Origin of the sequence: Yoonia vestfoldensis (assembly GCF_002158905.1) — a bacterium.
In the GTDB taxonomy this organism is placed as follows: Bacteria; Pseudomonadota; Alphaproteobacteria; order Rhodobacterales; family Rhodobacteraceae; genus Yoonia; species Yoonia vestfoldensis_B.
In genome coordinates this window covers 3,759,120-3,771,833 of record NZ_CP021431.1, presented here as the reverse complement: position 1 = coordinate 3,771,833, position 12,714 = coordinate 3,759,120, and the positions used below count along the sequence as shown (strand labels likewise).

At 64.5% G+C, this 12,714-nt stretch carries 10 protein-coding genes; 6 read left to right on the top strand and 4 right to left on the bottom strand.

Annotated features, from left to right (window positions below; genetic code table 11):
• Positions 1–3: 3 nt before the first annotated feature.
• The gene (locus LOKVESSMR4R_RS18925; protein WP_087212086.1) at positions 4–1,146 is read right to left on the bottom strand and encodes an efflux RND transporter periplasmic adaptor subunit; all 1,143 of its coding nucleotides are present in this window, start codon (positions 1,144–1,146) and stop codon (positions 4–6) included.
• A 202-nt stretch (positions 1,147–1,348) separates the two neighbouring features.
• Between LOKVESSMR4R_RS18925 and LOKVESSMR4R_RS18920 the strand changes: the two genes are divergently transcribed.
• Together LOKVESSMR4R_RS18920 and LOKVESSMR4R_RS18915 are read left to right on the top strand one after the other, a co-directional pair.
• On the top strand, positions 1,349–1,975 hold the full coding sequence (locus tag LOKVESSMR4R_RS18920) for a TetR/AcrR family transcriptional regulator (RefSeq protein ID WP_087213633.1): 627 nt from the start codon (positions 1,349–1,351) through the stop codon (positions 1,973–1,975).
• 77 nt (positions 1,976–2,052) lie between these two features.
• On the top strand, positions 2,053–3,069 hold the full coding sequence (locus LOKVESSMR4R_RS18915) for an AI-2E family transporter (protein WP_087212084.1): 1,017 nt from the start codon (positions 2,053–2,055) through the stop codon (positions 3,067–3,069).
• On the opposite strand, the gene LOKVESSMR4R_RS18910 is transcribed toward LOKVESSMR4R_RS18915, so the two are convergent.
• Positions 3,062–4,441, bottom strand: coding sequence for a phosphomannomutase (locus tag LOKVESSMR4R_RS18910; RefSeq protein ID WP_087212081.1), 1,380 nt, complete (start codon positions 4,439–4,441; stop codon positions 3,062–3,064). The two genes, LOKVESSMR4R_RS18915 and LOKVESSMR4R_RS18910, sit on opposite strands and share 8 nt — an antisense overlap.
• A gap of 167 nt (positions 4,442–4,608) precedes the next feature.
• On the opposite strand from LOKVESSMR4R_RS18910, the gene LOKVESSMR4R_RS18905 reads away from it, so the two are divergent.
• Entirely contained in the window at positions 4,609–6,555 is a 1,947-nt protein-coding gene (locus LOKVESSMR4R_RS18905; protein WP_087212078.1) for a calcium-binding protein, read from the top strand.
• Positions 6,556–6,557: 2 nt separating this feature from the next.
• Here LOKVESSMR4R_RS18905 and LOKVESSMR4R_RS18900 read toward each other — a convergent pair whose 3' ends face one another.
• Complete coding sequence (locus LOKVESSMR4R_RS18900) at positions 6,558–7,670, bottom strand: polysaccharide biosynthesis/export family protein (protein ID WP_237331855.1); 1,113 nt, start codon at positions 7,668–7,670, stop codon at positions 6,558–6,560.
• A gap of 124 nt (positions 7,671–7,794) precedes the next feature.
• Complete coding sequence (locus LOKVESSMR4R_RS18895) at positions 7,795–7,995, bottom strand: DUF1674 domain-containing protein (RefSeq protein ID WP_204248797.1); 201 nt, start codon at positions 7,993–7,995, stop codon at positions 7,795–7,797.
• Between the two features lie 43 nt (positions 7,996–8,038).
• Here LOKVESSMR4R_RS18895 and LOKVESSMR4R_RS18890 point away from each other — a divergent pair, with 43 nt between their 5' ends.
• The 3 genes from LOKVESSMR4R_RS18890 to purH all read left to right on the top strand — a co-directional run bounded on the left by LOKVESSMR4R_RS18890 (position 8,039) and on the right by purH (position 12,705).
• On the top strand, positions 8,039–9,307 hold the full coding sequence (locus tag LOKVESSMR4R_RS18890; RefSeq protein WP_087212071.1) for an RsmB/NOP family class I SAM-dependent RNA methyltransferase: 1,269 nt from the start codon (positions 8,039–8,041) through the stop codon (positions 9,305–9,307).
• A gap of 70 nt (positions 9,308–9,377) precedes the next feature.
• Positions 9,378–11,102 carry a heparinase II/III family protein gene (locus LOKVESSMR4R_RS18885; RefSeq protein ID WP_237331854.1) on the top strand — a complete coding sequence of 575 codons (1,725 nt, stop codon included), beginning with the start codon at positions 9,378–9,380 and terminating at the stop codon, positions 11,100–11,102.
• Positions 11,103–11,115: 13 nt separating this feature from the next.
• A complete protein-coding gene (purH, locus tag LOKVESSMR4R_RS18880) occupies positions 11,116–12,705 on the top strand; it encodes a bifunctional phosphoribosylaminoimidazolecarboxamide formyltransferase/IMP cyclohydrolase (protein WP_087213627.1) in 1,590 nt (529 codons plus the stop codon).
• Positions 12,706–12,714: the final 9 nt, after the last annotated feature.

Sequence of the window (12,714 nt, the reverse complement as noted above, 5' to 3'; positions counted from 1 at the left end):
CGGTCACCCTTGCGGACCTGCTGCAAGCTGCACGATCTGGCCGGGGGCGACACGATCCGGCGCTTGCGCCACGATCCGCGCGCCTGCTGGCAACTGGCCCCGCAGATAGACCTGCGCGCCATCGGCATGGATCACCTCGACCGCGGCAGAGACGATCCGCGCACCATCCGGCACCGGGTCCAGCGCCATGACCGACCAGCTGCCGCGCGCGCCTTCGCGCAGGGCGGATAAAGGGGCCCAGAACCCCGGTTCCGGCACGACCTGCGCCAGCACCAGCGCCACGGTATCGCCCAGCACAGGGCCAAGACCGGCAGGCAGCGTCACAACCACAGACCGGCTGCGGGTGCCGGGGTCCAGATCGGGCCTGATCTGGCGGATCCGCGCCTGATGGGTCGCGCCCCCGATCTCCAGCGTGACGCTTTGGCCAACCCGCAATCTTGCCGCAAGATCCGGCGGCAAGCCGACCCGCGCCTGCGCAGGGCCTGCATCAAACAGCACCAGCAGGTTCTGCCCCGCAGCCACAGTCTGCCCCGGATCGGCAAGGCGCGCGCCGATCCGCGCGGCAAAAGGGGCGGTCAGCACCGATTTGGCGATCTGCACATCGACACCGGCGATCCGCGCATGCGCCGCCGCAATCCCGGCCTGCGCCCGCGCAAGCGCAAGGCGCGCATCATCCTGTGCCGCCACCGAGCGAAACCCGCTTTCCAGCAAGGCATCGGCGCGCGACAAGGTCAGCTGCGCCAATTCCGCATCGGCGACAAGTGCGGCCAGTTCCGCCTCTAGCGCGGCGCGCTGCGGGACCAGCGCGCTGGTGTCCAGCCGTGCCAGCGGAACACCTTTTGCAACGATATCGCCCTCATCCACCAGCATCTCGGTCACGCGACCGCCCAACTCGAAGCCCAGATCAATCCGGGCGGCGGCCTCGATCTGGCCGGTGAAGCGGCGGGTGACGCGATAGCTGTCGGCGATCTCGATCTGCAACACCTCTACCGTGGATACAGGTGCCACCGCGACCGCACCCGCATCGCCCTGCGCCGCGATCAGCGCGAAACCGGCATAGACCGTGGCCCCCGCCCCGCCAAAGACCGCAAGCGTCAGACCCAGCGTCATGACCCGGCGCAGGGTCGATGTCACAGATTGCGTCATGGTCCAGCCCTTTTAAGTTAGCACCGCTTACATAAGTGAGAATCACTCACTTTCGCAAGAGGTTTTCAAAAGCGCCAAAATCAGGGATGGTCGCGCGGAGGGCCTGTTGCCTCTGGATGTAAGTAATGCTAACTTTTCGCGCGCCCCAAACTTTGCTTGCCCCAGACCTTGCTTGCCCCAGACGACAGAAAGGCTGCTGATCATGTCAGATGACCGGCGACGGCCCGAAACAACCGGCGCTGCCAGATCCGCCTATCACCACGGCGACCTGCGGGCGCAATTGATCGCCGCCGTGCGCGATCTGGTCGAAACGCATGGTCCCGACGGGTTTTCCGTGGCCGAGGCCGCGCGGCGTGCCGGCGTCAGTTCGGCCGCACCTTACAAACATTTCAAGGATCGCGACGAAATCCTGCGCGGCGTCGCCAGCGAGGCGATGGACAGGCTGCATGCCGCGATGGCCAGCGCCGCGGCACCCCATGCCGCAGGCTCGCTGGATGCGGTGGCGGCCATCGGGCAGGCCTATGTCGATTTCGCAAGGGCGCAACCGGGGGTGTTCCGGCTGGTCTTTGGCCTGACAGAGGGCCATGAAAACGCCCCCGACCTTCAGCAAAAGGGTGCCGAATGTTTTGGCGTCGTGGTGACACATGTCGCCGCCCGCAAGAACCGGACCGTCGATCACCCCGAGGTGCTGCGCTGCGCCTATCTGCTGTGGTCCTGCGTCCATGGCCATTCCTTCCTGTCCATCGACATGAAGAACAAGGATGTCGGGGCCGATATCGACGATCATGATTTCATGATGCGCATCAGCCGCGCGATCCTGTCCGAATAGCGAAATCCGGCATCCGTCCGGAACGGGACCGGCCCTGTCGCGTTATCCGCCTGCACCAACAGGCCGGGACGGGACAGATGGCACAGCAGCGCTGGATCAGAACAGAAATTTTGCTGCTGATAGCGGGGCTTTTGCTGATCGTCTATCTGTTGGGCAATGTGCTGTTGCTGGTTTTGGCAGCGATCATTCTGGCTATCGGATTTGATGGCGCGACCAAGGCGATCATGCGCAAATCGGGCCTTGCGCATGGCTGGGCGCTGGCAGCCGTGGGCATCGGGCTGTTGAGCATCATCGCCGCCGCGATCGGCCTGACAGCGACACGGCTGGCCCAGCAATTCCGAGAACTGGCGCAAACCATCGTGGCCACAGCACAGAGATTGCAGAACTGGCTGCAAGACATCGGGATTCTTGATTTTGTGGATAACATCGATGGCTCTGGTGACAGTCTGACCGGTGCGGCGGGCAATCTTATGGGCCAGATGATGACCATGGGCATGTCCGTCGTCGGCGCCATCAGCAGCCTTTTGTTCCTGATCGTGCTGGCGTTCTTTCTGGCGGCCGATCCGGGGCTGTATCGCCGGGGCGTGCTGCGCCTGATCCCGCCGGGCGGGCGCGACCCGGTCGCCGACACATTCGCGGCCATCAGCCATGCGGTGCGCTGGTGGTTTCTGGGGCAGCTTGTGTCAATGGCCTTTCTGGGCACGACCGTCGGGCTGGGCCTGTTCTTGCTGGGGGTCGATCTGTGGTTCGCGCTGGCGGTGCTGACGGCGCTGGTGACCTTTGTGCCCTTTATCGGGCCGCTGATCGCGACCGTGCCGATTGTCGCCGTCAGCTTTACCGAAAGCACCCAAACCGGGTTGATCGTGCTGGCGGGCTATATCGTCATCGAGAATATCGAGGGCAATGTCGTCACACCGATGATCCAGCAGCGCGCGGTAAACCTGCCACCAGCGCTGCTGATCGGGCTGCAAGTGCTGTTGGGCGTCGTGTTCGGCGCGATTGGCCTGATCCTGGCCGCGCCTTTGACGGTGATGACGATGGTCGCGGTGCAAAAGCTCTGGGTTGAACATATGCTGGGCGAAAAGGTCACCTGACCAGCGCGTCGATCCGCTGGCGCAGCAAGGCCAGACCGGCTTGCAACGTCATGGCCGCCGCGTGCTGGGTTTCAGCCTCGACATAGCAGCGCAATTCGGGGGCATTGCCGGACGGGCGCAGATGCAGGCAGCGGCCATCGGCGCAGGCGATCCGCAGCCCATCTGTCAGATCGACGCCAGCTTCGACCAGGCCAAGGGCGGCCAGAAAGGTCGCGCGCGCCGGGGCGTCCTGCGTCAGCCAGCCGACCAAAGCGGCCGAGATATCGGTCGGAACCGCGCATAACCGGTCGGCGGCGGTAAACCGTGCAGGCTGCGCCGCCACCAGCTGCGACACCGGCGCGCCCTTGCTGGCGGCCAGCACCGCCAAGATCGGCAGCATCGCGTCGCGGGTCATCAGGGCGGCCAGCGGACCCTTTGGTCCCTGCGCGTCAAAACCCAGCAGAAACCCGCCATTGGCCTCGTATCCGACCACAGCGCCACCCAGCGCCTGCATCCCCGCAATCACATGCGGCGACCCGATCCGCGTGCGCAGCACCCGCGCGAACCCAAGCCTATCCGCACCGCTATTGGACGAGACCGGCGTCACCAGATGCTGCGCGGCCAGAAAAGCTGCGGTGATCTGGCCCATGATATCGCCCGGAATGATCTGTCCGGCTTCATCCGCCATCAGCGGGCGGTCACCATCGCCATCGGTGGACAGGATCGCCGCCAGATCGTGATCACGCGCCCAATTGGCAAGGCGGGCCTTGGTCTGGGGATCGACCGCCTCGGTATCGACAGGGACGAAATCGGCGGAATGCCCCAAGGTCACGACCTCTGCGCCAAGTTCGGTCAAAAGCGCTGCCATCAGGTCGCGGCCCACCGCGCTATGGGCATAAAGCCCCAGACGCAGCCCTGACAGGCTGGTGCCGAACGCGGCAATATAGCGTGCGCAATAGCCCTGCCCGACGTCCATGAACTGCGGCTGTGGCCCTGACAAAACCCTGCGGGAAGCCCCCAAGCCTGTCAGGATCGCGGCCTCTTGGTCCTTGGTGATCTCGCCCGCGGGGGTGTAGAATTTCAAGCCATTGCGATCGGCGGGAATATGGCTGCCCGTCACCATGACCGCCGCCGCCCCCGCCTGCATCGCGGCCAGCGCCAGCGCAGGCGTCGGCACAGGACCGCATCGCGTGACGGCAAGCCCTGCCGCCTGACCGGCCTGCGCCACCACCGCTGCCAAAGCGGGCGAGGATTGCCGCAGATCATGCGCCACAAACAGGCCATTGCCCATCGGGCAGCTCGCGGCAAAGGCGGTCACATAATCACTGACAAGCGCCGGTGTCAGGTCGGTGACAAGGCCGCGCAGCCCGCTGGTGCCGAATTGGGGGGGCATGACCTCTCCTGCTGTGGTTGTGCCGTTCTAGCGCGGGGCGTGATCAGAGGCAATTGAACGAAATGCGCGACAAGAACCATTGTGCTGCCGCAATTCAGCCATGTGGCGGACCGCGACATCCACGAGCCTGCATGGATCGACAAGGCCAGTCCTGGGGGGGATTGAAGATGTCCACAATCGTGCCGGTCAGATATCTGACCACGCCTGACGAATCCACATGGTCGCGGATCATTGATCTGGACATTATCCGCCTTGACGGGACCGACAATCTTGTCGGGATCACCCGTTTCGACGGGGCGCTGCAAAGCTGGGACATCAGCGATCCGATCATCGACACCGGGGCCTTGCATAGGCTGCAAGGCGGCGATGTGGCGGGCGGCGGCGGGTCTGTGCTGACGCTTGATACCGCGGCGGGGCCGGTGCTGTTGACCGGCGGTGGCGCGGATGGTGCTTTTCAGCAAATCAGCCTGACAGGCGGCGCATGGCAGGTGATCGACAGCCTGCCGATCTTTGCGGGTTTCCGCCCCGATCTGGTGGTGCATCAGGGGGGCGCGCAATTCGTCTATGGCGGCCTTGCCGACGCGGCGGGGATCGCGGGCTGGCACTTTGACGCGGGCGGCACTTTCATCGGCCCGCTGGCGACCATCACGACCGGCGGAAAGGTCCATGCGATCACCTCTGCCGATGGGTTTGTCTATAGCGTGGATGCGACCAACCGGCTGACCGGCTGGCAGGTCGATGCCACCGGCGGCCTGTCGGAAATCACGGCATTGACGGCGGAAAGCGGGCTGTGGATCGCCGATGCCACCGCGCTGCAAACAAGTGTCGTCGCCGGGGTGACCTATCTTGTGATGGCGGCGGCAGGCAGCAGCAGCCTGACCGTGATCGAGGTCGGCGCGCAGGGCGCATTGACGATCCGCGACCATGTGATGGACACGTTGCAGACCCGTTTTGGCGGGGCCACCGCGCTGGATATCGTGACCGAAGGCGGGCGCAGCTATGTCATCGCGGGCGGCGCGGATGACGGCATATCCGTCTTTGCGCTGTTGCCCGGCGGACAATTGGTGGCGCTGGCCCATATCGCGGATACCACAGAGATCGGGCTGGATAATGTCAGCGCCATTGCCGCGCGCAGCGCCGAGGACCGGCTGGATATTTTCGTCGCAAGCAGCAGCGAGACAGGGATCACGCAATTGCGGCTCGACACCGGCGGGGCGGGGATCACGGCGACAGCGACGCTTGCAGGCGGGCTGCTAAGCGGCACAGGGGGCGATGATATCCTGCTGGGCGGGGCTGGTGATGACCTCATCTTGGGCGGCGCGGGCCATGATATCCTGCGCGACGGGGCCGGAGAGGATATTTTGACGGGCGGGCCGGGGGCGGATGTGTTCATCCTGGTGGCCGACGGGCAAACCGATACGATCACCGATTTCACCCTGGGCGAGGATCGGCTGGACCTGTCGCTCTGGCCGATGCTGCGCGACATCAGCCAGCTGACCATGGCGATCACCCCCACCGGGTTCATCATCCGCTATGGCGATGAGGATCTGATCATCCACAGCGCCGATGGCAATCCGATCGATTACCGGCTGTTGAGCAATGCCGATGTGCTGGGCGGGATGCGCCTGCCCGGCACGCTTAGCCCCGGCTTTCCGGGACCAGAGACGCCACCACCCGCGCTGACACCGACACCGCCGGACATTGCGCCTGATCAAGGTGACCCGTTTTCGATGCAGGCCGCAAAGCGGGCCTTGGTCGATAGCAAGATCACCGATCTGCGCAGCGCCTTGCAAAACCAGCCCGCCGCGCCCCCTAGCTCTGACAAGGTCGTGACGGGCACCCAAGGCAATGATGTGCTGATCGGCGGGGCGGGGGCAGATGTGTTCATCTTCAACCACGGCCGAGACGTGATTGCCGATTTCGAACAGGGCATCGACCGGATCATCCTGGATGCGCGGCTTTGGACCGGGCTGACCTCGGCCGCCGATTTGCTGCTGGTCTATGGCCGACAGGACGGCGCGCGGGTGACCATTGATTTCGGCAATAATGATATCCTGATGATCGACGGGGTGACGGATTACGCCACCCTCGCCAATGATATCGCGCTGTTCTGACGCTAATTCGTCAGCGACTGAAAGGTCGAGGCCAGGCGCACAAAGGTCAATGCCGGGACCAGCGCGCTTTCAGTGCCATAGATCAGATCGCCGTCCTGCACCATGAACTTGCCCGCCGAAAACAGGCCATCCGCCGTTGTCAGATCAATCGTGAACACGACCCGTTCCTGCGGCGGGCCGGACAGGCCGTCGCGCACTTCGGCAAGGTCATATTCGCGCAGGATCAAGATCCCCTTGGGATTGGCCGTGGTGGCCGAGACCCCACCGATCAGCGCCAGCGCCTGCAAGGCGGACAGATCTGCGGTCGGAAAGTCGAATTGCGACTGCGCACCCGTGGCCCCCAGCGCCAGGAATTTGCGGTCATCCGGCACGATCAGGACCCGGTCGCCGCCCTGCACCGCGATATCAAGCGCCGGCTCTTCCAGCAGCCGCTCAAGAGGGATGCCGTAAACAATGCCACCGCGCGTCAGCCGGACCTGCGGATTGACATAGGTCGGGTTCGCACCGCCAGCCAGCGACAAAAGATCAAGCAGTCTGAAATCGCGGTCCGGGATCTGGTAAATGCCAGTCGCGCCGACACCGCCGGTCAGATTGGCGGAATTTCCACGCCCCGGCTGGACGACCAGCTGCACCTGCGCCGACGGGATCGTGCGCACCAATTCTTCCTCGATCCGGGCGCGGGCCGTATCGGGGGCCATGCCCGCGACGGTCAATTCGCCGATATATGGCACGAAAATGCGCCCGCTCGCGCTGACCTGCGCTTGTTGCAAGGGCGTCGCGCGCTGGCCTACCCCCGCCAAAAGCGAGTTTTGTTCAGCATCCCAGATCGTCAATTGGATGGAATCGCCCGGCGCGATCAGCAAGGATGCGGGCTGTTGGGACGCGGGCAACCAAGGCAGCTGCGACAGATTGCGGTCAGGCCAGGCCAGCAGCATCGGCAGGCGCGCGCTATTGACCTCGTAGACCGTGAAATCATAGGCGGGGGTTTCGCCATCCGCCGCGATATTCGCATTGGCGGCGGCCAGAACCTCGGACTGGAACCCCGCTCCGCGGGGCAGGCTACAGCCCGCAATAAACAAACATGCCGAAACGGCAACCATACGCTGAAAAACCACAACCACTGCCCTTTGTATTATTTTTGGGCAATTTATGCAGAAAATCAGCCAACCGACAATATCGTCTGGATAAAAGCCAAGAAACGGTGGTGTGGCGGCAACAGGGACGACGATCAGAAACCAGTTAGAAATCGATCGCGATGCCCTTTTTTTCCCAATCGCCATAGCGCACGGGTTCTGGCCCGTCGCGCCCGCCCAATTCAGGCGGCAGGTCAAGTTTCGCAGCCTTGCGGCGTTCGGCGGCTTCGGCCAAGGCGCGTTGGGCGGCGGGGGGCAGGTCTTTGGGGGCGTCTTGGGGCATGGCGCTGTCCTTGTCGGCGGTCATGCTTTGATATACGCCGCCCTCACCCAGCTTCAAGAGTTTACCCATGGACCAATCCGGCCTGCTGCCGCGCCGCAGCGCCCATCACCTGCTGATGCAGATCACCACCGAGGGCCGCCTGATGGCCGAATTGATCGCAGGCGGTGCGCTGGCGCAGCTGGCGCCTGACGACCGCGCGCGTGCGCAGCGGCTGGCTACGGATGCGCTGCGCGGGCTGGACCGGGCCGACCGGATGCTGAAACCCTATCTGAAAAAACCGCCCGGTGATCATGTGATGAACGCGCTGCGGCTGGGGCTGATCGAATTGATGCAGGGCGAGGCCGCATATGGCGTGGTGAACGCCTATGTCGAAATCGTCGCGCGCAACAAACGCAGCCAGACGATGAAAGGGCTGGTCAATGCCGTCCTGCGCCGTATCGCGGATGAGGGGCCAGAGGCTTGGGCCAAACGCCCCGTCCCGCTGACCCCCGGTTGGCTGCGTCAACCGCTGGTCGCCGCTTGGGGCCGTGATGCCGTGGCAGGGATGGAATCCGCGCATTTCGCAGGCGCGCCGCTGGATCTGACCACGAAAGGCGATCCCGCAGCCTTGGCCGCCGCTTTGGGCGGCGTGGTGCTGCCGAATGGCACATTGCGGCTGGCGCAGGCGGGACAGGTGTCCGGCCTTGCCGGCTATGACGCGGGCGATTGGTGGGTGCAGGATGCCGCCGCCGCGATACCCGTCAAATTGCTGGGCGATGTGACCGGCCTGCGGGTGCTGGATCTTTGTGCCGCACCGGGTGGCAAGACCTTGCAGCTGGCAGCCGGTGGTGCCGATGTCACCGCTGTCGATCTGTCGGAAAAGCGGATGACGCGGCTGACCGAGAATCTGGCCCGCACCGGGCTGGCCGCCCAAACGCTGGTCAGCGATGCTTTTGCTGTGACCGCAGGCGGCTATGACGCCGTTCTGCTGGATGCGCCCTGTTCGGCGACCGGCACGATCCGGCGGCATCCCGATCTGCCCTATGCCAAGGACGGGTCGGAATTCGGCGCGCTGATCGCCCAGCAAGAGGCGCTGATCGACCATGCATTGACCTTGCTGCGCCCCGGCGGACGGCTGGTCTATTGCACCTGTTCGCTGTTGCCCGACGAAGGCGAGGTGCAGATCGAAGAGGCGCTGGCCCGCCACCCCGGCCTGCGCGTCCTGCCGCCCGCGATGGCCGGTCTGGACCCCGCTTGGATCACCGAAGAAGCCGGGCTGCGCCTGCGTCCGGATTATTGGCCCGATCAGGGCGGCATGGATGGGTTCTATATCGCCGTGCTGACAAAGCCCGCGTGACTTGACCCGCAGCCTTTCCTATGGTCCGCATGACCCGGGCTGACCAGCCTGCAACATTGGACCGCAGTTGATGGCAAAGCATCCTACATGGCGGGGCCGCATCGCGGCATATGGTGACCGGCACCATGCAAGACGGGCCGGACGCGCCAGCGTGACCACGCAGTTCACGCAGCCCCCCGAACCGCGCCAGATCGGATCGCCCATCAGCGGCCAGCATCTGGTGGCAGGCAAGTTTCTGGTGCTGGGGGTGCGGGTCAGCGCGCCAGAGCTTGCGATCTGGGACCTTGCTCCGCAACGCGCCGATGTCATGGCCGAGGTGCACCGCTGCGACTGGCTGGCCGATCTGGCCGCGCTCGGCGATGCGCCCGCGCGGGCCAAGGCGCAAGATTGGGTGCAGGACTGGATCAGCCGGTTCGGCGCGGGCAACGGGCCGGGCTGGCAGGTGGGGATCACCGCGCGGCGCTTGGACCATTGGACCCGCCACAGCGATTTTCTGCTGCGCAAACAAGACCCGGCCGCAAAAGCCGCTTTCATGCAAAGCCTTGCGCGCCAAGCGCTGTTCCTGACCCGGCGCTGGCAGCGCGCCGGGGATGACATCGGCATATTGGCGCGCATGATCCATCTGGGGCTGATGCTGAAGGGCATGGCAGGACCGGTGGATCAGATCACCGGCGCGCTGGCAGCGGCCTGCAGCACGCAGGTCGATGCCCAAGGCGGGATCGCATCGCGCAATCCCGCACAGCTGGCGGCGGTGCTGTCGGATCTGGTGGATAGCCGGGATATCCTGAGCGTCTGCAACCGGTCCGTCCCCACCGAGATCACGGATGCCATCGCCCGGATCGTGCCGGTGCTGCGCGGCTTGCGGCATGCCGATGGCGGGCTGGCGCGGTTTCATGGCGGTGGTCGTGGCGCGGCAGGCCAGCTTGACGCGGCCTTGGCGGGGTCCGGGGTCAAGACCCCGGCCACGGGCCAGACAGCCATGGGATTCGCCCGGCTGACCGGCGGGCGCAGCACGCTGATCATTGATGCGGCAGCACCGCCCACAGGGGCCGCATCGCGCGACGCCCATGCCAGCACCTTGGGGTTCGAGCTGACCTCGGGTCGCCGCCCCTTGATCGTGAATTGCGGATCGGGCGCGCGCTTCGGCGATGATTGGCGCCGCGCCAGCCGCGCAACGCCCAGCCATGCGACGCTGGGTCTTGACGGGCTGTCGTCGTCAGATCTGGGCGACGCATCCGACGATTGGCTGACCGGCGTCCCCAGCCTTGTGCGCGCCGAGACCCGCAGCGATGACAGCGGCGCAAGGCTAGAGCTGTCGCATAACGGCTATCAGCCGACCCATGGCCTGACCCATGCCCGCCTGCTGCATCTCTCTCTCGACGGGCGCAGCCTGACCGGCGAAGACCTGCTGACCACCCTGTCGCCCGAGGATGAAACCCGCTTTGACCACGTCTTTGACCAGAGCCTGCGCGCCGGTATCCGCTTTGCGATCCGGTTCCACCTGCATCCTGATGTGACCTGCACGGCCAATAGCGACGGGTCGATGGTGTCTCTTGGGCTGAAATCAGGCGAGATTTGGGTCTTCAGGCACGACAGCGCCGCCCAATTATCAATCAACCCGTCGGTTTATCTGGAAAACGGGCAATTAAAACCGCGTGCCGCGCAACAGGTGGTTTTATCCGGCAGCGCTTTGCCCTATGCGACACGCGTCCGGTGGTCGCTTGCCAAGGCCGATGATACCCCGCTTGCGGTGCGTGATCTGGCCTTTGAAGCCCCGCTTGGCACCGCTGAATGATCTTGAGGACCTGATGACCGACCTTGCACCTTTGCGCCGCGCGCTGATTTCCGTTTCCGACAAGACCGGGCTGACCGAACTGGGCCATGCGCTGGCCGCGCGGGGTGTCGAGCTTTTGTCCACCGGCGGCACTGCCAAGGCGCTGCGCGATGCCGGGCTTGCGGTGCGCGATGTGTCCGATTTCACCGGTTTTCCCGAAATGATGGATGGGCGGGTCAAGACGCTGCATCCGGTGGTGCATGGCGGCTTGCTGGCCCGGCGCGACCTTGAAAGCCACCGTGACGCGATGGTCGAACATAATATCGGCCCCATAGATCTGTTGGTCGTGAACCTTTATCCTTTCGAGGAAACAGTCGCCAAAGGCGCCGATTTCGACACCTGCATCGAAAACATCGATATCGGCGGGCCGGCGATGATCCGCTCTGCCGCGAAAAACCATGCTTTTGTCGCGGTGGTCACCGATGTGCAGGATTATGATCTGCTGCTGGCGGATATGGATGCCAATGCGGGCCAGACCACTTTGGCGCTGCGCCAGCGCCTTGCCCAAACCGCCTATGCGCGCACCGCCGCCTATGACACGGCTGTCAGCACATGGATGGCAGGGGCCATTGGTGACACGACACCGCGCCGCCGGTCGTTCGCTGGCACCTATAAGCAAACCATGCGTTATGGCGAAAACAGCCATCAGGCGGCGGCCTTTTACACCGACGGCACAGGTCGCCCCGGTGTGGCGACGGCGGTGCAGCATCAGGGCAAGGAATTGTCCTATAACAACATCAACGACACCGATGCCGCATTTGAATTGGTGGCGGAATTCGCCCCTGCGGATGGCCCTGCCGTGGCGATCATCAAACACGCCAACCCCTGCGGCGTGGCGCGCGGCGCGACATTGCTGGAGGCCTATCAAAACGCCTTTGACTGCGACCGCACCAGCGCCTTCGGCGGGATCGTCGCGCTGAACCAGCCGCTGGACGAAGCCACCGCCAAGGCCATCGTCGAAATTTTCACCGAAGTCGTCATCGCCCCCGGCGCGTCCGATGCGGCCAAGGCGGTTTTCGCGGCCAAGAAGAACCTGCGCCTTTTGACCACTGATGGCCTGCCCGATGTGACCGCCCCGATCACCACCTACCGGCAGGTCGCGGGCGGGATGCTGGTGCAGGACAAGGATACCGGCCATATCGGCATGGATGATCTGAAGGTCGTGACCAAGCTCGCGCCCAGCGCGGCCCAGATGATCGATCTGTTGTTCGCTTGGAAAGTCGCCAAACACGTCAAGTCCAATGCCATCGTCTATGTCAAGAACGGCGCGACCGTGGGCGTGGGGGCGGGCCAGATGTCGCGGCTGGATAGCGCGCTGATCGCCGCCAAAAAGGCCGAACGCATGGCCGAGGCGATGGGCCTGCCCGCGCCGCTGACCATCGGATCGGCGGTCGCGTCGGATGCATTCTTTCCCTTTGCAGATGGGTTGATGGAAGCCGCCGCCGCCGGTGCGACCTGCGTGATCCAGCCCGGCGGGTCGATGCGCGATGACGAGGTGATCGCCGCCGCCGATGCCGCCGGTATCGCCATGGTCTTTACCGGCATGCGCCATTTCCGGCATTAGGGGGGGATT

Coding starts and splice junctions, on each gene's coding strand:
- LOKVESSMR4R_RS18920 (WP_087213633.1), top strand. CDS start 1,349: ATGTCAGATGACCGGCGACGGCCCGAAACAACCGGCGCTGCCAGATCC.
- LOKVESSMR4R_RS18915 (WP_087212084.1), top strand. CDS start 2,053: ATGGCACAGCAGCGCTGGATCAGAACAGAAATTTTGCTGCTGATAGCG.
- LOKVESSMR4R_RS18905 (WP_087212078.1), top strand. CDS start 4,609: ATGTCCACAATCGTGCCGGTCAGATATCTGACCACGCCTGACGAATCC.
- LOKVESSMR4R_RS18895 (WP_204248797.1), bottom strand. CDS start 7,995: ATGACCGCCGACAAGGACAGCGCCATGCCCCAAGACGCCCCCAAAGAC.
- LOKVESSMR4R_RS18890 (WP_087212071.1), top strand. CDS start 8,039: ATGGACCAATCCGGCCTGCTGCCGCGCCGCAGCGCCCATCACCTGCTG.
- LOKVESSMR4R_RS18910 (WP_087212081.1), bottom strand. CDS start 4,441: ATGCCCCCCCAATTCGGCACCAGCGGGCTGCGCGGCCTTGTCACCGAC.
- LOKVESSMR4R_RS18925 (WP_087212086.1), bottom strand. CDS start 1,146: ATGACGCAATCTGTGACATCGACCCTGCGCCGGGTCATGACGCTGGGT.
- LOKVESSMR4R_RS18885 (WP_237331854.1), top strand. CDS start 9,378: ATGGCAAAGCATCCTACATGGCGGGGCCGCATCGCGGCATATGGTGAC.
- purH (WP_087213627.1), top strand. CDS start 11,116: ATGACCGACCTTGCACCTTTGCGCCGCGCGCTGATTTCCGTTTCCGAC.